Source organism: Chitinophaga sp. ARDCPP14, assembly GCF_051362515.1.
GTDB lineage: Bacteria > Bacteroidota > Bacteroidia > Chitinophagales > Chitinophagaceae > Chitinophaga.
This window is the reverse complement of the sequence record NZ_JBKIXB010000001.1, coordinates 14595-37150: the sequence shown is the minus strand read 5'-3', so window position 1 is coordinate 37150 and position 22556 is coordinate 14595. Positions and strand designations below refer to the sequence as shown.

Here is a 22556-nt window from a genome sequence, read left to right as displayed (position 1 = left end):
CATAAAACCTGATATGATGATGGCACTTAAATATATTGCATATACAATAGCACTGGCAGGTGTTTTCACAGTTACCGGTTGTAAAAAATTTGTAGATATCAATACAGATCCAAACAATCCCACCACTGCCCAGTTATCGTTATTGCTGCCGGCTACAGAAGTATCAATGGCAGCCAACATGTACCAGCTGAACAGCGGCACCGCCACTTTTATGCAGTACACCGTTTTCTCCTCCGGCCTGAGCAGGCTGCAGCAACAGGGCACCAGCTTCAACGACTCATGGGACGGGTTTTACACACAAACGCTGAACGACCTGGAGGCTATTATAAAAACGGGCACGGCACAGGAACAATGGGGCTACGTGGCCATCGCCAAACTGGAGAAGGCATACCTCGTAAGCCTGATGGTGGATATGTGGGGAGATATTCCTTATTCACAATCACAAAAAGGCCAGGAAACGGTGAGCCCGCCGTTTGAAAAAGGTGCGGATATTTATGAAGATCTTTTGAAGATGATCGACGAAGCAGCTGTTGATGCCGGGAAAATTTCTGCCACCACACTGGTTCCCGCTACATCCGATCTCCTGTACAGCGGGCTTAAAAGCTCCTGGCTCATGATGGCCAACTCGCTCAAGCTAAAGCTGTATAACCAGATCCGCTTGGTGAATCCTGCACGATCCGCTACCGCTATACAGGCGCTGATCGCCGATCCGGCCACGCTGATTGGTGGCGCCACCAATACCAACGCATCGGACTTTACCTTCCGCTTCGGGCCCGGGCAAAATCCCAACAACAGGCATCCCTGGCACCGGTCGGAATACCAGGGCAGCAAAACGTTTTATATGAGCCAGTCGCTGATCGACCTGCTCTTTAACAACGACGATCCCCGGTTGCGCTACTACATCATTCGCCAGAACGCCACGGCAGGATTAAATAATTCGGCCAACAGCAACGGCTACTATGGCCGCAACCCCGGCGATGGTACCGCCGCACCGGCCGATCTGAACCGGCGCTCTACCTTCGGTATCTATCCCGCCGGCGGTTTGTACGACAATGCACCGGTAAATAATATGCCCGTCACCAATCAATTCCTTACCAATACCAATGCCACCGGCGCCCTCAAAGTAGTAGGCCCTACAGATGGCACCGGCGCAGGCATCATGCCTATGATCACCAACGCCATGGTGAAGTTCATCCGTGCAGAAGCAGCCCTTACGCTCAACACCGGCGACGATGCCCGGCAGGCGTTTAAAGACGGTATCACCGCACATCTCAACAGCGTGAGCACCTATGCCGCCGCGAATGGCGGCGTTGCATTAACCACCACCACCATCGCCGACTTTGCCGCAGGCCTGCTGGTGAAATATGACGCCGCCAGCAATGCCGGTAAACTGGAACTGGTGATGACACAGAAATACATCGCGGAATACGGCAATGGCATGGAAGCGTATAACGACTATCGCCGTACCGGTTTACCAACGCTGCGCACGCCGCTGTCGCCGCTCAATACCTTCCCGTTGCGCCTATATTATTCAGAAACAGAGCTTACCGCCAATACCAGTTTAGGGGATGACGCCGGCCGCTTGCAGGTAGCGCAACAAACAACACCGGTTTTCTGGGATAAATAAGTAAAAAATTTTACGGGACTAAAATTATAATTATGAAACATTTTATAGTTGCCATACTGCTTATTTCATCGGTTGCATTTTCCTGTAAAAAGGTGAAGTACGAATGGGAGGGATATACCTATACCGCCGTGCCGGTAGTTACGATAGATACTACCAAAACAGCCCTGCCAACGCGGCAGGCAGGCAAAGTAGCTTTCTTTAACCTGAAAGATCCGGACGTGGCCAGTCAGCAGTTTGCCTTTGCCCTCAGCTGGGAAGGATTCGGGAAAGAAACCGTTACTTCTATTGAAGTGTATACCAGCTATAATAAAGCCGAAACCAGCGTACCTGCTTATCCGTTAGTGATCTCTTCTCCCGGTAACCAATATACGAACATCGCACAGTTTCCGTTGCCCAGCATAGTAGGCACCAACGATCATTTATATGAAACCGTGACCACCTTCCCGAAAACGTATTCCTTTACAGCAGCGCAATTGGCAACACTGAATCATGTAAGTCTTTCAAATGTGGGCGTAAACGATTACTTTTTGTTCAAATTTATCCTCAACCTGGCCGATGGCCGCAGGATCGTCACCTTCTTCAACAATATCTGCGATGAAGCAAGAGGCGAACCCGGCGACTGCCGCGTAGGTGTGAGGTTTAAAAAACAATAGAGAACCCGTTTTGATCAACTGAAACTGATAACCCGTATGAATAGGAAATTTTACGGCCTGCTACTCCTGTTGCTGACTGCCGCAGCCGGCGCATGGGCACAGCAGGTACCATCTCCCAAAGAACACTTTGGTTTTAATATAGGAGATGATTATAAACTGGCCAACTATACACAAACGGCCGCCTACTTTAAAAAGCTGTCGGCTTCTCCCCGTACAAAACTGGTGGATATCGGGCTTACAGAAGAAGGCCGTCACCAGTATATGCTCATCGTTTCTTCCCCGGAAAATATAAAGCGGCTGGAACGGTATAAAACCATCTCACAGCAACTGGCACACGCGGAAGGTCTTACCGACCAGCAAGCCCGCGAACTGGCCGCAGAGGGGAAGTCCATCATCTGGATCGACGGCGGATTGCATGCTACCGAAGTAGTAGGCACCCACCAGCTTATAGAAACCATGTGGCAGCTGGTAAGCCGTACAGATCCGGAAACCATGAATATCCTGGACAACGATATCATCCTCTTAACACATGCCAACCCCGACGGGCAGGAACTGGTGTCTGACTGGTACATGCGCGAACCCGATACCAGCAAAAGAGCTACTAACATACCACGGCTATACGAAAAGTATGTAGGACACGATAATAACCGCGACTTCTACATGATGAACATAAAAGAGAGCCAGAACATCAGCCGCCAGCTGTTTGTAGAGTGGCTCCCGCAAATCATGTACAATCACCACCAGCGCGGCCCCGCGGGCTCCGTGCTGGCCGGCCCGCCATACCGCGATCCCTTCAACCATGTGTTCGATCCGCTGATCGTAACGAGTATAGACGCTGTAGGCGCTGCTATGAACAACCGGCTCAACGTGGAAGGAAAACCCGGCTATACCCAGCGCGCCGGCTCACAGTTCTCCACCTGGTGGAACGGCGGCTTGCGCACTACGCCCTACTTTCATAATATCGTAGGAATCCTGACGGAAATAATAGGCAGCCCCACACCGGAAAATGTACCCCTGGTACCGGAACGGCTCATCCCCAATGGTGCTACCCCCAACCCGGTAACACCGCAGCGGTGGCACTTCCGGCAATCGATCGATTATTCCGTATCGCTCAACTATGCCGTACTCGACTACGCCTCCCGCTATCGCAGCGAACTGCTGTTCAATATCTACCGCATGGGCGCCAACGCTATTGCGAGAGGAAACCGTGACAACTGGACGTTCTACCCGAGCTATATCGACAGCATAAAAATTGCCAATAAGAACAATAAAAAATCCGAACCCGGTACAGAAGGAGAAGGTGGTGGCGAATTCTCCTTCGGCCGGGAGGATACCGTGGCGGTGAAATACTACGATGCTGTGCTGAAAGACCCCGGACGCCGGGATGCCCGCGGCTACATCATCCCGGCAGATCAGCCGGATTTCCCCACCGCCGTGAAGTTTATCAATGCCCTCATTCAATCAGGCATAGCGGTGCAGAAAGCCACGGCTGGTTTTACAGTGGCAGGAAAACAATATCCTGCCGGCTCATACATTGTAAAAACCAGCCAGGCTTTTCGCCCGCATGTAATAGACATGTTCGAACCACAGGACCATCCGAACGATTTTCAATATGAAGGTGGTCCGCCTATCCGGCCCTACGATGCCGCCGGATGGACGCTGGCCTTCCAGATGGGTGTACAGTTTGATCGTATTCCCGAAGCCTTCAGTGGTCCGTTTGAAAAACTGCCATACGGCAGCCTGCAATCCCCGCCAAAGCAGGAAGTGGCCATGGGCAAAGGTTACCTCATTGATGCCCGCATCAACAATGCTTTCATCGTAGTGAACGATCTGCTGAAAGCAGGCGTGAAAGTATTTCGTGTGCCCGTTGGCGTTAAAGAGGCAGGTAGCTTCTACATCCCTTCCTCTGCTAAAGCGCATGAACTGCTCGCAAGAGATGCGGCCTCATTTGGTATACCCGTTACCGTTAGTGAAAGCAAACCTGCCGGCTTGAAAGCAGTAGCGCCCATGCGCATCGGCATCTGGAACAACTACGGCGGATCTATTCCCGCCGGCTGGATCAGCTGGCTGATGGAACAGTATCACTTCTCTTATGAATCCGTTTATACCTCCGCTATTGACAGTGGAAAGCTCCGCAGCAAATACGACATGATCATTTTTGCTACCGGCGCCATACCCGATACCGGCAAACCTAAAAAGACACGCAACGGATTTGAAACCAAACCACCTAAACCAGCTGAACTGCCAACGCAATACCGCGGCTGGCTGGGGAAAATTACCGCGGATACCTCCATTCCCCGGCTGAAGAAATTCCTGGAAGACGGCGGCCGTATTGTTACCATTGGCAGCAGTACCAACCTGGCCTATCACCTGCAACTGCCGGTACAGAATGCACTGGTGGAAAAGAACAGCAAAAATGAATGGAAACCACTCAGCGGTACCAAATACTATATTCCGGGCAGTCTCCTGCTGGCGGATATAGATACTACCGTTGCGGAAACCTTCGGCATGGCGGCAAGAAATGATGTGTATTTTGAGCGCAGCCCCGTTTTTAAACTGAGTGCCACCGGGGATACCGCCAGCATTAAAAAACTGATGTGGTTTTCAGACGATAAACCATTACACAGCGGATGGGCCTGGGGTCAGCAGTACCTCAAAAATGGCATTGCAGCATTTGTGGCGCCGGTAGGCAAAGGCAAACTGTATGCCTTTGGTCCGGAAATCACGTTCCGGGGCCAATCTCACAGTACCTTCAAATTACTGTTTAACCAATTGTATAAATAATTTTATGAGGCAGCAAATCATTTTGAGCAGCATAATGTGCGGTTTCGCTTTTTCCGCGGCAGCGCAACAACAGAAAGATAAAGCAGCCATGATCACGTATCTTGATCAGCATACCGCCAGTTACGATTCCATTGCAAAAAAGATCTGGAGCTATGCGGAACCGGGTTACCTGGAAGAAAAAAGTGCGGCACTGCTGCAAACAACTTTACAGCAACAGGGCTTCACCGTAAAAGCGGGTATCGCCGGTATTCCCACCGCTTTTGAAGCCAGCTATGGCAGCGGCGAACCAATAATCGCCATACTGGCGGAATACGACGCGTTACCCGGTCTGTCACAGGAAGCCGTTCCTGAAAAACACCCGGTGAAAGACGGCGGCCCCGGACATGGTTGCGGTCATAATCTTTTTGGAACCGCCTCCGTGGCGGCGGCCATCAGTGTGAAAAACTGGCTGCAATCCAGCGGTGCAAAAGGAACGATCCGGTTATATGGTTGTCCTGCGGAAGAAGGCGGCTCCGGGAAAGTGTACATGGTAAGGGAGGGGTTATTTAAAGATGTAAATGCAGTGCTGCATTGGCATCCTGGTAACCAGAATTCTGCTGCAGTGTCGCCCTGGCTGGCCAATAAGAACGCAAAGTTCAGGTTTTATGGCACGGCGGCTCATGCGGCGGCCTCTCCTGAAAAAGGCCGTTCCGCCCTCGATGGCGTGGAAGCAATGGATTATATGGTGAACATGATGCGGGAGCATATTCCTTCTACCACCCGCATTCACTATGTGATCACCAAAGGTGGCGACGCTCCCAACGTAGTACCTGCATTTGCAGAAGTATATTACTATGTAAGGCACCCGGAAATGAAAGTGGTGAAAAGCGTGTGGGAACGGCTGGTAAAGTGCGCGGAAGGCGCTGCGCTGGGAACCGGTACCCGCATGGATTATGAGGTAATAGGAGGGGTGTATAACATGTTGCCCAATATTACCCTGTCGCAAATAATGGATAAAAATCTCCACCAGGTGGGCGGTTTCAGCTATACCCCGGAAGAAAAGGAGTTTGCAAAAAAGATTCAGGCCAGCTTCGTGGAAAAAGATAACACTCCCAATCCTGATACGGTCACTTCCCGCGTGAGTCCTTTTGCAATGATCCGCGAAGGCGGCAGCGCCTCTTCCGATGTGGCGGATGTAAGCTGGGTAGCTCCTACAGCCGGCATTGTAACGGCCACCTTTGTGCCCGGATCTTCTGGTCACAGCTGGCAGAACGTAGCCGCCGCCGGCAGCAGCATCGGCATAAAAGGCATGATGGTGGCCGCCAAAACCATGGCGCTCACCGCATACGATTTATTCAAAAGCCCGGAAACCCTGAAAGTGGCAAAAGAAGAACTGGATAAAAGACAGGGAACCGGGTTCAAATATGAAGCAATGCTGGGCGACAGAAAACCCGCACTGGATTATCGTAAATAACTCAATCAGTAAATGTTATGAGAAATAAACTGCTTGTCACGCTCACCGCTGTTGGATTGTATTGCACAACCGCGATGGCACAAAATATTCCTTCCCCGAAAGATCATTTTGGTTTTAACATCGGGGACGATTATCAGCTGGCTAACTACACGCAAACAGCCGCGTATTTTAAGAAACTGGCTGCCACGTCGAACCGCGTACAGCTGGTGGACATCGGTAAAACAGAAGAAGGCCGCGATCAGTACATGCTGATCATCTCTTCTCCCGCAAACCTTAAACTGCTGGAAAAATATAAAAAGATATCACAACAGCTCGCACGCGCAGAAGGCATCTCCACTGAACAGGCACGGGAACTGGCCGCGGAAGGAAAAGCAGTGGTATGGATAGATGGCGGCTTGCACGCCACGGAAGTAGTAGGCACTCACCAGCTCATTGAAACCACCTGGGAACTGAGTAGCCGGAAAGACCCGGAAACCATGCGCATTCTCGACAATGTGATCATCCTCATGACACACGCCAACCCCGACGGCCAGGAGCTGGTGTCCAACTGGTACATGCGGAATCCCGATACACTGAAACGTACGGTTGATCAACTGCCCGTACTATACCAGAAGTACATCGGGCACGATAATAACCGCGATTTCTACATCATGAATATGAAGGAAAGCGTGAACATGGGACGCCAGTTGTTCCTGGAATGGATGCCGCAAATTATGTACAATCACCACCAACGCGGGCCGGAAGGATCCGTACTCGCAGGCCCTCCTTACCGCGACCCTTTCAATTATTTCTTTGACCCGCTGATGATCACTGGCATCGATGCACTCGGCGCAGCGATGTATAACCGCCTCAATGCGGAAGATAAACCCGGCTACACCCGCCTCAATGGCTCCAGCTTCTCTACCTGGTACAATGGCGGCTTACGCACAACCACGCAGTATCATAACATGATCGGGCTGCTTACGGAAATTATCGGCAACCCTACACCGGAAAAAATTCCGGTAGTGCCGCAACGACTGATCCCTAACGGCGCTACCCCGAACCCGGTAACACCGCAAAACGACTGGCGCTTCAAACGCTCGATTGATTACTCGGTATCGCTCAACTACGCGGTGCTCGATTACGCAGCAAGACAACGTGATGAAGTGCTTTTCAATATTTACAAAATGGGGAAGAATGCTATCGATAAAGGCAACCAGGATTCGTGGACATTATCACCCAAACGCTCCGAAGCCATTACCGCTGCTTTTAAAAAGGATAACGTGGACTCCACCGACAAAAACGATGGCAGCGATCCGTATGGATGGATGCGCAGGGGAAGCAATATCCCGATGAAGTATTATGATGCGGTGTTTAAAGATCCTGCCGGAAGGGATCCCCGCGGATACATCCTCCCCGCCGACCAGGCCGATTTCCCCACCGCTGTGAAATTTATCAATGCCCTCATTAAAGCCGGCATACAGGTACAGAAGGCAGATGCACCGTTCACAGTAGCCGGTAAACAATACCCTGCCGGCTCCTACATCGTAAAAACAAACCAGGCCTTCCGCCCGCATGTATTGGATATGTTTGAACCACAGGACCACCCAAACGATTTTCAGTATCCTGGTGGTCCTCCCATCCGGCCTTATGATGCTGCCGGATGGACACTGGCGTTTCAAATGGGCGTGCAGTTCGACAGGATCCTGGATAGCTTCGACGGACCCTTTATAAAGTTGCCCTATGGCGCTTTACAATCACCTCCCAAAGCAGCGCTGGCTACTGCCGGCGGCTACCTCCTGAGTGCGCGGGAAAACAACGCCTTCATCGCGGTAAATGACCTTATGAAAGCAGGCGTGAAAGTATACCGTCTTACCAAAGGAGTAGCCGGCAACGATAAAGCCGTTGCGGGTAGCTTTTATGTGCCTGCAGATGGCAAAGCAAAAGAGATCCTGCAACAATCCGCCAATACCCTCGGACTTAAAACCACCGGTATCAGCAAACGCCCGGCCGGAACAGTGAGTATGGCGCCCATGCGCATTGCATTATGGGACACTTACGGCGGCTCTATGCCCTCCGGCTGGATGCGGTGGATCATGGAGCAGTATCATTTCCCTTTCGAGGTAATATACCCGCAGGATATCGATACCGGTAATCTCCGCAGTAAATACGATGCCATCATCTTCGCTACCCGTGCTATTCCACCGGTATCAGGAGCAGAGCCCAACAGGTATGGCTATGCCCCCAAAGATCCTTCGCCCGCAGATATCCCGGAACAATACCGGCATTTGTTAGGGAAGATCACGAAAGAGAAATCTATTCCGCAGATAAAAACATTCCTGGAAGAAGGCGGAACCGTGATCACGATCGGCAGCAGCACCAACCTGGCCTATCATCTCGGCCTGCCGGTGCACAATGCCTTGGTCGAAACAGATAAAGCCGGCAAGGAAAAACCATTACCCGGTACAAAGTATTTTGTACCCGGAAGCATCCTGCAGGTGTCTTTCGATAGCACACACCCCGCCGCATGGGGCCTTCCCGCTGTTGGAGATGTGAACTTCGATAACAGTCCCGTGTTCCGCCTGGATACAGATGCCGCTGATAAAGGAATTAAACCCATTGCCTGGTTTTCCACAGATAAACCGCTGCATAGCGGCTGGGCATGGGGACAAACATACCTGAAAGATGGCGTGGCCGCATTTTCTGCCCCCGTGGGCGCCGGCATGCTCTATGCCTTTGGCCCTGAAATTACTTTCCGCGCCCAGTCGTTAGGCACCTTCAAATTGTTGTTCAATGACCTCTATGGAATGGACACCAAAGAAGCAAAGCTGGTGAGAAAGAAGGGATAAGAAATACTGTTTATGCATATATCAACAGAACGGCCAGGCAATTTGCCTGGCCGTTCTGTTGACAGGAAAACGCTCATCCACCGGTATGGCTGTTTCCGGTACAGTTTTTGTCTTCCCGGGATTATACTTACAACTCAAACGCGAAATCTGTCACTATCTGTTGTCAACTTTATCAACTCAAATTCAAATTTTAACCGAAAACTGTTATTCAATTCTTGAATCATGAAAAACCAATTCTTCGCCACGTTAATGGTGGTTTCCGCATCCATGCTATTCTTTAGTGCGTGCAGCAAAGACGAATCTACTTCCAACAGCGGAAAGTCGAAGCTCACAGTGTACCTGACAGATGATCCGGCTATTTACGATGAAGTGAACATCGATATCCAGGATATCCAGGTAAATGCATCAGCTGATGCAGCAGAAACGGGTGCAGGTTGGGTATCTGTTCCCCTGGCACGTCCCGGCGTGTATAACCTGCTTGATTTCAGAAATGGATTAGACACCTTACTGGCATCAAAAGAATTACCCGCCGGTAAAATTTCACAGATCCGGTTGATATTGGGCGCCAACAACAGCGTGGTATTGAATGGGGTATCCCACCCGCTGGAAACGCCTTCTGCTCAGCAATCAGGTTTAAAACTGAATGTGCATGCCGACCTGGTAGCCGACATCGAATACCGCCTCTGGATCGATTTTGATGCCGGTCGCTCTATCGTTACCACCGGAAGCAATAAGTACATCCTGAAACCAGTGATCCGTACTTATACAGCAGCAACCAGCGGTACTATCAAAGGAATTGCGTTACCATTACTGCAGGTGAAAGGCGTATATGCTATTCAGAACACTGATACCGTGGCTTCCGCATTACCGGACGCATTAACCGGCGCCTATGTAATTTCAGGCTTAAGCGCAGGTACCTATAATGTGGCTATTGCCGGTAATGGTATCTTAAAAGATACTACCGTTGCTGCCGTAGCAGTAAAAACAGGGGAAGTATCTACCGTAAGCACGATCACATTGAAGTAATCATCAAAATAGCATTGAAAAAATCGGCCAACCAGTCAATCTGGTTGGCCGATTTTTTTTTATCGTAATAACGAAGGTATCAGGTGCTTAACCCTGCTTCCCCGTAAAATAATAGTTGCGCACAATGATGATAACAGGTATGGCCAGCGCTATCCAGGAAAATACATCCCAGTAACCGTCGCCCATCAGCGCTGTAATTAATCCGGCTATCGACAGCAATGCCATCAGCAGCGGTTTTCCCCATAATCTGAAAAAAGCGCTATTCTTCATCCTGGTATACAGTTTTTTCGGTTAGCCTGCTCCATTGCAGGTTGGCAGCCTTTCTGCGTGCAAACCACAGGTAAAGGCCGGTAATTAATACAATGATGGTAGCCAGGTCAAATAATGCCCAGATGACCTTTAAAGGCATCCCGCCATAATCGCCGAAATGCAGGGGCTCCGATAAAAACAGGGTGTTTACAAACCAGGGCATGCGCCGGGCATCGGTAAGCGCGCCGGTTTTGGCATCTATCAGTGCAGGCATCAGTAACCTTGAGGTGAGGGCGGTATTGCCCCGCATAAATACAGCGTAGTGATGTTTGCTGGAAAACAAGGTACCGGGATAAGTGACGATGCGCGGCTCCATATGCGGCGCTGCTTTTCGCGCTACCGCCATTGCACCGTCCAGTGAACTCAGCTTGCCGGTAAGCGGTTGCTGTTGGGCGTAGGGCGCCACCATCTCTTTTAACTGCCCCTGTTGCCACAGGCCAAGGATTACATCCGACAACGTGTTGATCACACCGGTAAGCCCTACCACGCTGGCCCAGGTGAGCGTAACAATTCCAATCAGGTTATGGGTATCCAGCCATTTCAGGCGGTTCGATTTATATTTCCGCACCATCCCGAAGTCGTACTTTTTCATGATACGCCCATAAAGTACTACGCCGGAAACAATGGCAATAATGAATAAGATGCCCATCAGTCCCAGAAATAATTTCCCGCCAATACCAAGAAACATATTGATGTGGATCTTCAATATAACGTCCATTAATCCATCAGTAGTTGGCTTGCCCAGCACGGCGCCGGTATACATGTTGAGCGCTACATACCTGCTTCCTTCAGGAGGAGCATCGGGTTTGGCAGCGAGGTCAAATAAGATCTTGTTTTCATCTTTCTCGTCCCAGAAAATATACCGTATTTTTTCTGCGGGGTATTGCTGGCCGGCAAGTACGGCAAGGGAGTCCAGGCTTAGTTTACGCGTGCCCTCCGGTATTTCAGCTGCTACCTGTTTCTCCAGCAGTCCATCCAGCTCCTCATGAAAGATCAGCGGGAGACCAGTTAAACACAGCATCAGTAAAAAAACAGTGCAAACGAGGCTGGTCCATTTATGCCACAGAAACCAACGCTTTGCGGTTCTTATATTCATTATTTAACAGGTATAATTCAACCCCAAAGATTGATCGCTTCCCTTAATTTTCGTTTACGGAATCCGGAATTACTTTTTACAAATCCGGAATTTTATCGGGTACCGGTCATTTAAAGTCAGCCTCTTCTTTAATAATTCTGAATAACTTTGTTGTCATAATCTGCATCTTATGAAAATAGCATTGGCTGCTCCACCACCTCCAACATCTATCAGCGACGGTTTGTTATGGGCTGAAAAACTGATAGGAGAGGCAGCAAAACAACAGGCGGAAATTATCTGTTTCCCGGAGTCCTATATTCCCGGCTATCCGGGTATGGGTTTTCCGGAAGAAGAACGTTCTCCCCGGAACCTGCAGGAGGCGCTGGAAAAAGTGGGTAAACTCGCCGCTGAAAATTCCATCGCCGTTATTATGCCCATGGACTGGCATCAGGGAGAAGCATTGCTGAATGTGGCCTTTGTGATTGCAGCCACCGGTGAAGTATTGGGATACCAGACCAAAAACCAGTTAGATCCCACAGAAGATAATATCTGGATACCCGGTACCGCACGCAGTATCTTTGAAGTGAATGGTGTAAAGTTTGGTATCACGATCTGTCATGAAGGATTCCGTTATCCCGAATCCGTCCGGTGGGCAGCGCGGCAAGATGCTAAAATAGTATTTCACCCGCATTGCACCGGCAGCAATACTACCGGTGAACTACTCACCGAATGGGGCCATATCAATAACCCCTACTACGAGAAAGCCATGATGATGCGCGCATTGGAAAATACCATCTACTTCGCCAGCGCTAATTATGCATTTACATACCCCGACTCGGCCAGCTCCATTATTGGCCCCGATGGTACCTGCATAGCACACGGGGAATATGGTAAACCGGGCGTAATAGTAGCTGCAATCGATCCGGCGCTGGCCACAGGTTTGCTGGCGAAGAGATACAGATCGGCGTTATATGAAAATCGTAATAAGGAAGCCGCTGAATGACGGACTGAGCAAACCACATGAAAAATTAATACGTAAATATTGGATAAAGAATCAGCTCGGAGTAAACGGTTCTAAATATTTTGTATTATCTTCATAGTAGAAATTGTCGTGATTATAATGACTGGATTATGAAAGCCTTAGCCCTGTTTGACATCTGTAGCTTGTGATCGGTACGTTAGTCATTTTACTGTTCTGTATCCTAAAACAATCTTCAAATACATTCCCTCATCATTAAAACAGCCGAGAATGAAAAGAACTAGTCTTATTTCCGCCGTTACGCTCGTATTTGCAGCCCTTACAACCAACGCATTCGCGCAGGAAACCGCTTCCGCTACTGCTACCGCTACTATTGTGACCCCCATCAGCATTGTGAAAGATGTGGATATGAATTTTGGTAACGTTGCAGTACAGTCAACCACTGGAGGAACGGTTGTGCTTACTCCCGCAGGCGTTCGCAGCGCTACGGGCGGTGTTACACTGCCCACCACTGCTACAGGAACTATTACAGCCGCTTCCTTTACTGTAACAGGTACCGGCAGTTATTCCTACAGCATTACATTGCCTTCTACTGCGCTTACTATCACCAGTGGATCCAATACGATGACGGTTACAAATTTCACCAGTGACCCTTCAGGAGTTGGTACACTTACTGCCGGTACACAAACACTTAATGTGGGCGCTACCCTGAATGTAAGTGCCGCACAGGCTGCCGGAACATATGTTTCAGCTACCCCCTTTGATGTAACTGTTAATTACAACTGATCAACCGGTTATAACACATAACCGCCCACGCTTTACAACAACCTTAATCATATCCTGTGTAGCTGCGAAGCGCGCAGCTACACGCTTATTCCAAAGCATGAACCCATGAATGTATCGGTGCCACCGAATAATTCCGTCGTTAGATATCCTTACTATTTTGTAATCATATGTATGATATGTTTTTGCATGGCAATACAGGAAACATGCGCACAGGGCAACCTGCTCGTAACCCCTGTACGGGTCGTTTTTGAAGGCACGAAACGTGCAGAAGAACTGAATCTTGCGAACTCAGGAAAAGATACCGCCAGGTATCTTATTTCATTTGTTGAAATCAGGATGAATAAGAACGGCACCTTTCAACAGATCAACGAACCTGATTCAGGGCAACAGTTCGCCAGTAAATACCTGCGCTTCTTTCCCCGGAGCGTGGTACTAGGCCCCAATGAAGCACAGGCAATAAAACTGCAGTTAACCGGGGCCAGTCAGCTGGAACCCGGTGAATACCGTTCGCATCTTTATTTCCGGGCGGTACCGGATGAAAAACCCATCGGTGAAGATGATCCGCCTAAAGACAGCACCGGCATCAATGTAAAGCTCACCCCCGTTTTTGGTATCACCATCCCGGTAATTATACGGGTGGGGGAAACCGCCGCCAGCGTGCAGTTGTCAGACCTCTCTGTTGACCTCGCAAAAGACCCGGGCCTGAATGTATTATTCAACCGGCTGGGTAACTCTTCCGTGTACGGTGATCTCACAGTGGATTATGTGTCGCCACAGGGAAAAATAACACAGGTAGGAGTCGCCAGGGGGCTGGCTGTATACACACCAAACACACAGCGTTATCTTCATCTTCCACTTGAAAACAAACCCGGTATTAATTACCATACCGGCAAATTACGGGTAGCATATATCACCAAATCAAAAGCTTCAACAGAACAACTGGCCCAGGCCGAGTTGCAGTTACGGTAGCCGGGAGAAAGTCTCCATCAAATAACGCTCCTATGGAAGTGATTGTACATTGGTTCGTTCATCAGTTTTACATCAGGATAATCAGGGCTCTTCTTTCCGGCGTCCCCCGTATACCCATGTCCGCCTGCGGCAGAGGCCTGCTGATACTGTTACTGCTCTTCCCGGTTATGTTATCGGCGCAAACAAGATGGAAAGGAACATTCAGCAGCTCCTGGTCTAACAGCGCCAACTGGACCGCCGGTGTACCCAATGCCAATGTGGACGCTATCATTGGCGATGCCGCGTTTACCGGGATATTTTACCCCGTGATCAGCTACAGCGCCAGTTGTAAATCACTTACCGTAGGCGCAGGCACTAATGCGGTATTAACCATTTCCCAAAGCCTCACCGTGGCGGGCGACCTGGTAATTGGTTCCGGCAGCACTATTTCCCAGCGCGGCGTTACCCTTACTTTAAAAGGTAACTGGACCAACTCAGGCACTTACAGCACTTCGAGTACCAATGCCAAAGTAACCTTTGCAGGAACCACACAGTCTATAGGCGGCGCCTCGGTTACCACTTTCAGGAAACTCACCATCGGCGTGGGTAGTACCACTACGCAAAATGTGAACATGACCGTCTCCGGTACCTTTGCGGTGAACGGCACATTCGTTCCGGCAGATGTGGCCACTCCCGTGCTTATTTCCGGGGCCGCCACCACCTCCGTAGCCGCCGGTGGCATCTTACACGTAAAAGCGGCAGCTATCGGAGGGAACTATGGCCTCACAGGTACAGTAACCCTTGCCGCCGGCAGTATTGTGGATTATAGCGGTACGCTGGTAAATCAAACCGTCAGGAACACCCTTACCTATTCCACCCTCCGCATCAGCGGCACCGGCATAAAAACACTGGGAGGAAATCTAAACGCACTGAATGCGACTACTGCAACAGCCGGGAAAATAGAAGTGCTTGCCGGCACACTCGACCTGTCCACCTTTACCGCCAACAGGGGCACTACAGTGGCCGGTGGCGGTTTAACCGTAGTCAACAATGCTATCCTGAAGATCGGTGGTGTGAACACCTTCCCGGTTAACTATGCTACCGTTTCACTTGGCCTTACCAGTACGGTGGAATACAATGGTACCAATCAGTCGGTAGCGGTACAGCCCTATGGAAATCTTACCCTGTCTGCCGGCAGCGGGGCAGCTATTAAAACCATGCCTGCTACGGCACTTCCCATATCAGGAAACCTTACCTCGACCATTGGCAGCGGTACCTCCGTGAGCTTTACCGCTGCTTCCAACATCACGGTGAGCGGTAATGTAAATATTGGCGCAGCTACTACCTTCAACGGAGGAAGCTTCACCACCGCCACCTCTTCCAATTGGGTAAATAATGGTGTTTTCAGCGGCGGTACAGGAACAGTGGTATTGGCGGGAGGAGGTGCTTCTATCAGCGGAACAGGCACACATAATTTCAATAACCTCACCGTCGCTGCCACCAATATTACCGCGGCTGCCGGTACTGCCATTACAGTCTCCGGAAATTTTAGCAGCACAGCCCCGGGCACCTTCACGCATCTTACAGGTGGTACCGTTACAATGACCGGCGCAACCAAAACAATCAGTGGTACGGGCCTTACGTTTGAAAACCTTACCGTCTCCGGTTCCGTAAGCTCAGCAGATGCGATCACTATCACCGGTAACCTGTCTGTAAGCGGCAGCCTGAATAACACTACCGGCAGCGTAGCCATGAGTGGTGCAGGGAAAACATTGTCAGGCGCAGGTACCATCACTTTGGGAACATTGGCAATAACAGGAAGTATCACCTCCTCCTCCAGTTTTTCCATCGGCAACGTCCTGGATGTTTCCGGCACTTTCACCGCCAGTGCCGGCACCGCTACTTTTACAGGCAGCAGCTCCCTGAATGGTACCGCCAACCTGTTCAACGTTACCCTCAACGGAACAGCATTGCAGCTATCGGCCAACGCGGTGCTGGGAATAGCCAATGTATACACCATTACGGCAGGAACGCTCAACGTAACCTCCACTGTTCCCAATACGGTAAACTTTAATGGAACCGGCGCCCAAACACTGGCTGCCGGTACTTATAATAAGCTCATCGTAAGTAATGGCAACACCAAAACACTGGGTGGCGCTGTGGTGGTCAACAGCGATTTTACCATCGCATCGGCTACAACCTTCAATGCCTCCAGTCAATCCATCACTGTCCTGGGAAACTGGATCAACAACGGTACTTTCACGCCTGCCACCAGTACCGTAACACTGAGCGGCGCTGCCAATACTTCCGTGAGCGGCGCCACTACTTTTAATATCCTTACCCTCAATAAAACCAGCGCCGTTAACCAGGTAACCCTGTTAAATAATATTTCAGTAACCACGCTGAACATGACCAGCGGAACAATGATCACCGGCGCCAATACAGTTACCATTACAGGCAACAGAACAGGCAACGGTATCATACTGGGCAGCATCCAGCATTCCCACACTTTTGTATTGGGTACCGCCTATGCTTTTGAAAGCCCTAATAATACATTCACACTTACGGGTGTTACTACATCCGCGTCTGTTACGATGACCGTCACCCCGCAGGGAGTAGCCGATTTCCCTTCCGGCGCGGCCATAAACCGGGAGTATAACGTTACCGCCAGCGGCATCACGCTGGCAGCTACGCTCCTGCGTTTTCACTATGAAGATGCAGAACTGAACGGTAACGCGGAAGCCAGTCTCAGCATCTGGCGCAACACTGGCTCGGGCTGGTCTTTATACGGAAATTCAGGCAGCAACACCACCAGCAATTATGTGGAGCAAACAGGCCTGCTGGCTGCATTTACGGGCCGATACACGTTGGCGGCGGCATCTAATGTGGTGAGATGGAACGGCTCGGTGAGCAGCGACTGGAACACTGCCGCCAACTGGACTATAGCACAGGGCAGCCCTTCCCGGCCACCCGGCGTGAATGATATCGCTGAAATAGGCACCATCGCTTTCACTAACCAACCAGTCATCAGCAACAGCGCCAGTGTGAAAAGCATTTCCTTCGGCAGCGCACAGGCAGCCACGATTACATTGGCCGCCGGTGGATCGCTGGTAACACAGGGTAATATCACTGGCTTATGGTCGGCTAATGCTACCCACACTATTAATGTGAATGATCAAAATCTCACGGTAAATGGGAACATTATCCTGAGCGATGGCACTGCCGGTCATAACATACAATTAAACATCGGAAATGGTAACGTTACCACTACCGGGTCTGTTACCCAGTCGGGTGGTGCGGGCATTGCCTTCTCCGGTACCGGCGCATTGAATATAGGCAACAGCTTTAACTACAGCAGTGGTACGTTTACTGCCGGCAGCGGTACTGTAGTTTATAATGGCTCCTCCATTCAGTCGGTAGCCGGACTAACCTATAATCATCTCAGTATAGCAAAAACGGCCGGTAGTGCGCAAATCAACAGCGCCGCCACGGTAAACGGCAACCTCACCGTTACCAGCGGTGACCTGAGCATCAACGCAGCCACCACCATCACAGGAAATGTGGCCATCAGTGCCGGCGCTACTATGAACGGAGGAGCTGCCACAGTCACCTTAAACGGCAACTGGAGTAACAGCGGCACGTTTACTCCCGGAACCGGCACCGTTAATTTCACCGGTGGCAACGCACAAAATATTTCTGCTACGGCCTTTAATAACTTTGTGATTAATAAATCAGGAGGAACTGCCACGCTCACCGGTAATGTAACTACCAACGGCAACCTGTCGGTGACCGGCGGTACACTGGATCTGGCAACGTTTACGGCTAACCGTAGTTCTCCGGGAGGATCGTTAACCATCGCAAACGGCGCCACCGTGAATGTCGGCGGCGCAGGTAATTTTCCGGCAAACTACTCTCAGTACCTGCCCGGCATCACCAGCACCGTTAACTACTACAGGGCAGGAGCGCAAACTGTGGCAGGAAATATTGCCTACGGACATCTTACCCTCAGCGGCAGCGGCACTAAAACCCTCGCCGCCAATACCACCATAAACGGCGATTTGCTGATCGGCAGCGGCGCCACCTTCAGCGCCGGCACATTTACTGTCAACCTCTATGGCAACTGGACCAACAGCGGCACTTTTAATGGCGGTACAGGGACCGTAACACTTAACGGCAGCGGCAAAACAATTACCGGAAATACTACGTTCAGCAGGCTTACCGTTTATGGCAGCTACGCAGTAGCCGGCAGCGATATCACTTACAATGATTTATTGCAGATAGTTGCCGGCGGTTCGTACGACGGTGGCAGTGGCTCTGCCACCATAAACGGCGACCTCACCAACAGCGGATCACTGATCAGCAACGGCGTGACCACCTTTACCGGCACCTCCCTGCAAACCATCCGCTTCTTAAATGCCATTGTTTCCAATTCAAGCGGCGTGATCAACTTTAATGGTAACGTTTCACCGGTATTAAATTCTACCAGTGCCCCTACCTTCGCCACCCTGAATGTGAACAACACCGCCGGCATCAATCCAAGCGTGGGATGGACCGTACTGGTGGCCTTTAATATCAGCAACGGCGCCACTTTCAACGGCGGAATTTCCACGCATACTATCCGTGGCAGCTTTACCAACAACGGTACGGTAACCAGCACCGGTACGCTTTATTTTAATCCTTTTGCAGCACAGAACATTACCCTCAGAGGTACTGCATTTTCCAGTACCGGCTCCGTAATATTCGGCGGCAGCGCAGCGCTCACCGTTTCAGGCTCGCCCACCACACTTACAGATGTGACCATCGCCAATACAGCCGGTGTTACGCCTGCTACCAGCTGGAATATCAGCGGGGACCTTCACATTAATGGCAACGCCATTTTTAATGCGGGCAGTAACAACTTCACGGTTGCAGGCGATCTCGAAAGTAATGGCACCCTGAACGGTGGCACTTCTACTTTTACCATGACTTCCCCCGCCGGCGTATTAACCGGCAGCGAAGGAACTACCTTTTATAACCTCGTGATCAATGGCGCCGTTACCTCGGATGCCGATTTTAATATAGAGCACAACTTTACCATCAACGGATCGCTGGATGCATCCACAGGCATGCCCGCCATGACCGGCACTGGACCATCTGTTATCGGCGGTACCGGCAGCCCCTTTGACCTCGCACAGTTGCAGGTACATAAAGATGCTGCCGCCACCACCACACTTGCCAGAAGTCTCAGGAATATGACCACACTGGACATCACCGGCGGCACCCTCGATACCGGCGACTCCACCATTACCCAGGATGCCACCAACGGCGGCAAAATGTCGATCGATGACAGCGCACGCCTCATCGTAAGAGGCATTTACAGCCTCCCGGCTTTTGATATTTACCAGCTGGATACACTCAGCACCGTGGAATATGCAGGCAGCACGCAAACTGTTGCTGCGGTTACACCATATGGTAACCTCACCATCTCGGCCACAGGTACCAAAACCGCTACTGCACCATTAACCATCCTGAATGATTTTACACTCAGCAACGGCACGTTTGTGCCGGGAAGTTTTACGGATACACTCAGGGGAAACTGGAGCATGACCGGCGGAACATTTACCAACACCGGTTCTACTATTTATTTTAATGGCGCCGCTAACCAGAACATTTCTTCTACCGGTGCTTTTAATCATGTTAAAGTAAATAAAGCCACCGGGCTGGTGACCCTGTCCACAAATGCTACCATAAACGGTGCGCTTACATTTATGGCAGGAAAGATCCGTACCGGCGCCACCAACGCCGTAATTGTTACCGCTACCGGAACGGTCAGCGGCGCCGCACAAAATACCGGATGGGTATACGGCCGCCTGCAAAAAAATGTTGCTGCCGGTACCAATATTACCCGCACTTATGAACTGGGCGACAGCCTTAACTATACACCGGCAACAACGTTATACGCCAACGTAAGCGCCGCCGGCGATGTACTGGCGGGTGTATTCGCTGCCAGCCATCCAAACCTGCTGACCTCCGGCTTAAATGTAAGCCGGAAAGTAAACAGGTACTGGGCTTTTACCAACAGCGGCGCCACCTTTACCACCGTTTCTGTAACACTCAACTGGGTAGCGGCGGATGTAGACGCAGGTGCTGTTACCACCAATTTTAAAGTAGCAAGGTATAACGGAACTTCCTGGTCGCTGGCCGCCGTGAGTTCCCCGCAACCGGCTTCCATACAGGCAACCGGGTTAACCGCATTGGGCGACCTGGTAGTAGGAGAGCTGGCCACCGGCGCTATATGGACCGGCGCAGTGAGCACCAACTGGTATATTACCGGCAACTGGTCCTCCGCCGCCATACCGGTGAGCACTACTAATGTTACTATTCCAACCGGCCTGGTGAACTATCCGCTTATCAACTCCGGTGTAGCCGTGGCCAATAATGTAACGATACAAACGGGCGCCTCGGTAACCGTAAGCGGCGCCACACTCCAGATAGGAGGTGTTATTTCTAACAGCGGCGCCTTCACGGCTACTGCCGGTACCATAGAATTAAATGGGGCCGCTGCACAGGTAATTCCTGCAGCTGCCTTTACTTCGAATACATTGCTGCACCTGACCATCAATAACACACCCGGTGTAACGCTGAATGGTACACTGAATATCAGCGGCATCCTCAAAGTAACCAGCGGACAACTGAACACCGGCGGCTTTCTTACACTGCTGTCTACCGCCACGCAAACAGCGCTGATCGATGGCAGCGGCGCCGGACAGGTAACCGGTAATGTTACCATCCAAAGATACCTGCCCACCGCATTCGGATATAAATACATCAGCTCTCCTTTCCAGGCGGCCACCGTAAATGAACTGGCAGATGATATTAATCTTAACGCTGCCTTCCCATCGTTTTACCGCTATGTGGAAAACCGTACCTCCTCCGGATGGGTGGCGTATACCAGCCCCGCCGGTGTGCTTACACCTATGCAGGGATATACCGCGCAAATGGGGACTTCCAATACGCCGGCAACCCTGGATATCACCGGCGTAGTGAATAACCAAACCGTTACCGCGCCCATGCTGACCAATAACAATCAACCCTATACGCAGGGGTTCAACCTGGTAGGAAATCCGTATCCTTCTCCGGTCGATTGGGACATTGCCGCGGGATGGAGCCGCACCAATATTGACAATGCCGTGTACTATTTTAACGGAGGTACAGCCGATCAGTATACCGGTACCTACAGCTCTTACATCAACGGCGTATCCAGCGATGGCATCGCCACCAACATGATCGCTTCCATGCAGGGATTTTTTGTGCATGTGACCAATGGGGCTTTTCCGGTAACAGGTACCTTGTCGGTAAACAATAATGCAAGAACCAATAACCTCTCACCGGTGTATCACCGGGTTTCACTTACAACACCAATACTCAGGTTGGGCGCAGCCTTCGCCGACGATGGGCTGACAGCTGATCCCGTAGTGGTTTATTTTGATGCCGATGCATCTGCATCTTTCGAAAAAACAATGGATGCATTAAAACTGATGAATACCGATCCGGCAGTGCCTAACATTTACGCATTGTCGGCCGACAGCGCCCGGCTCTCTATTAACGCATGGCCGCAGTTCCCCGACAGTACCGATGTAATACCACTGGGCCTCAAAACAGAAAGGGCAGGATGGATAACATTCAATACAGCGGAAATTGCACGCATGCCGCAGCGCTTGCATATTTACCTGCAGGATGCCGTAACCGGCAAAACCGAGGAATTGCAGCAGTACGCAAAGTACAGGGTATACCTGGATGCAGGTACTTATGAAAACCGCTTTTCGCTCGTATTCCGGCACAACGGAACTACCACCTCGCCTTCATCAGAACCCGTGTTCAGGGCTTATAGCATTGGCAGGGTACTGTATGGCTACTTCGATAAAGTACCCGGTGAAAAATGCCGCATCACCATCTCTAATCTGCTCGGGCAGGTATTGTGGCGGCAGGATGTTACTGGCAACGGGCAACATGTAATAGGGAAGCAGTATAGCAGCGGAATGTACATTGTTTCATTTTATACAGATGATAAAGTAGTGTCTAAAAAAGTATTTATAAGTAATCAGTAAT

At 50.6% G+C, this 22556-nt stretch carries 12 protein-coding genes; 10 read left to right on the top strand and 2 right to left on the bottom strand.

Going from position 1 to position 22556, the window contains the following annotated elements; all coding sequences use genetic code 11:
- The first annotated feature begins 16 nt into the window (after positions 1–16).
- From ACLHR0_RS00125 to ACLHR0_RS00100, 6 genes are all read left to right on the top strand, one after another.
- Positions 17–1627, top strand: a complete 1611-nt coding sequence (locus ACLHR0_RS00125) for a SusD/RagB family nutrient-binding outer membrane lipoprotein (protein WP_436484166.1) — start codon at positions 17–19, stop codon at positions 1625–1627.
- Positions 1628–1659: 32 nt separating this feature from the next.
- Positions 1660–2280: a hypothetical protein gene (locus tag ACLHR0_RS00120; protein ID WP_436484165.1), complete on the top strand. Its 621-nt coding sequence runs from the start codon at positions 1660–1662 to the stop codon at positions 2278–2280.
- A 36-nt stretch (positions 2281–2316) separates the two neighbouring features.
- Positions 2317–5064: a M14 family metallopeptidase gene (locus tag ACLHR0_RS00115; protein WP_436484164.1), complete on the top strand. Its 2748-nt coding sequence runs from the start codon at positions 2317–2319 to the stop codon at positions 5062–5064.
- Positions 5065–5068: 4 nt separating this feature from the next.
- Positions 5069–6517: an amidohydrolase gene (locus ACLHR0_RS00110; RefSeq protein ID WP_436484163.1), complete on the top strand. Its 1449-nt coding sequence runs from the start codon at positions 5069–5071 to the stop codon at positions 6515–6517.
- Between the two features lie 17 nt (positions 6518–6534).
- Positions 6535–9345, top strand: coding sequence for a M14 family metallopeptidase (locus tag ACLHR0_RS00105; RefSeq protein WP_436484162.1), 2811 nt, complete (start codon positions 6535–6537; stop codon positions 9343–9345).
- Between the two features lie 222 nt (positions 9346–9567).
- A complete protein-coding gene (locus ACLHR0_RS00100) occupies positions 9568–10371 on the top strand; it encodes a DUF4382 domain-containing protein (protein WP_436484161.1) in 804 nt (267 codons plus the stop codon).
- A gap of 87 nt (positions 10372–10458) precedes the next feature.
- On the opposite strand, the gene ACLHR0_RS00095 is transcribed toward ACLHR0_RS00100, so the two are convergent.
- Complete coding sequence (locus ACLHR0_RS00095) at positions 10459–10641, bottom strand: hypothetical protein (RefSeq protein ID WP_429045985.1); 183 nt, start codon at positions 10639–10641, stop codon at positions 10459–10461.
- Positions 10631–11776 (bottom strand): PepSY-associated TM helix domain-containing protein, encoded by a 1146-nt coding sequence (locus ACLHR0_RS00090; protein ID WP_436484160.1) that lies wholly within the window; start codon positions 11774–11776, stop codon positions 10631–10633. Before ACLHR0_RS00090 ends, ACLHR0_RS00095 begins: the two co-directional genes overlap by 11 nt.
- A 169-nt stretch (positions 11777–11945) precedes the next feature.
- Between ACLHR0_RS00090 and ACLHR0_RS00085 the strand changes: the two genes are divergently transcribed.
- From ACLHR0_RS00085 to ACLHR0_RS00070, 4 genes are all read left to right on the top strand, one after another.
- Positions 11946–12758 (top strand): carbon-nitrogen hydrolase family protein, encoded by an 813-nt coding sequence (locus ACLHR0_RS00085; RefSeq protein WP_436484159.1) that lies wholly within the window; start codon positions 11946–11948, stop codon positions 12756–12758.
- A gap of 246 nt (positions 12759–13004) precedes the next feature.
- Positions 13005–13520: a DUF4402 domain-containing protein gene (locus ACLHR0_RS00080; RefSeq protein ID WP_429045992.1), complete on the top strand. Its 516-nt coding sequence runs from the start codon at positions 13005–13007 to the stop codon at positions 13518–13520.
- Positions 13521–13706: 186 nt separating this feature from the next.
- Entirely contained in the window at positions 13707–14489 is a 783-nt protein-coding gene (locus ACLHR0_RS00075; protein WP_436484158.1) for a hypothetical protein, read from the top strand.
- Positions 14490–14521: 32 nt separating this feature from the next.
- Positions 14522–22555, top strand: a complete 8034-nt coding sequence (locus tag ACLHR0_RS00070) for a T9SS type A sorting domain-containing protein (protein WP_436484157.1) — start codon at positions 14522–14524, stop codon at positions 22553–22555.
- The last annotated feature ends 1 nt before the right edge of the window (position 22556 follow it).

Bases quoted from the DNA above. Each gene is read 5' to 3' on its own strand.
- ACLHR0_RS00090 (WP_436484160.1), bottom strand. From the start codon at position 11,776: ATGAATATAAGAACCGCAAAGCGTTGGTTTCTGTGGCATAAATGGACC.
- ACLHR0_RS00120 (WP_436484165.1), top strand. From the start codon at position 1,660: ATGAAACATTTTATAGTTGCCATACTGCTTATTTCATCGGTTGCATTT.
- ACLHR0_RS00100 (WP_436484161.1), top strand. From the start codon at position 9,568: ATGAAAAACCAATTCTTCGCCACGTTAATGGTGGTTTCCGCATCCATG.
- ACLHR0_RS00110 (WP_436484163.1), top strand. From the start codon at position 5,069: ATGAGGCAGCAAATCATTTTGAGCAGCATAATGTGCGGTTTCGCTTTT.
- ACLHR0_RS00125 (WP_436484166.1), top strand. From the start codon at position 17: ATGATGGCACTTAAATATATTGCATATACAATAGCACTGGCAGGTGTT.
- ACLHR0_RS00075 (WP_436484158.1), top strand. From the start codon at position 13,707: ATGGCAATACAGGAAACATGCGCACAGGGCAACCTGCTCGTAACCCCT.
- ACLHR0_RS00085 (WP_436484159.1), top strand. From the start codon at position 11,946: ATGAAAATAGCATTGGCTGCTCCACCACCTCCAACATCTATCAGCGAC.
- ACLHR0_RS00080 (WP_429045992.1), top strand. From the start codon at position 13,005: ATGAAAAGAACTAGTCTTATTTCCGCCGTTACGCTCGTATTTGCAGCC.
- ACLHR0_RS00105 (WP_436484162.1), top strand. From the start codon at position 6,535: ATGAGAAATAAACTGCTTGTCACGCTCACCGCTGTTGGATTGTATTGC.
- ACLHR0_RS00070 (WP_436484157.1), top strand. From the start codon at position 14,522: ATGGAAGTGATTGTACATTGGTTCGTTCATCAGTTTTACATCAGGATA.
- ACLHR0_RS00095 (WP_429045985.1), bottom strand. From the start codon at position 10,641: ATGAAGAATAGCGCTTTTTTCAGATTATGGGGAAAACCGCTGCTGATG.
- ACLHR0_RS00115 (WP_436484164.1), top strand. From the start codon at position 2,317: ATGAATAGGAAATTTTACGGCCTGCTACTCCTGTTGCTGACTGCCGCA.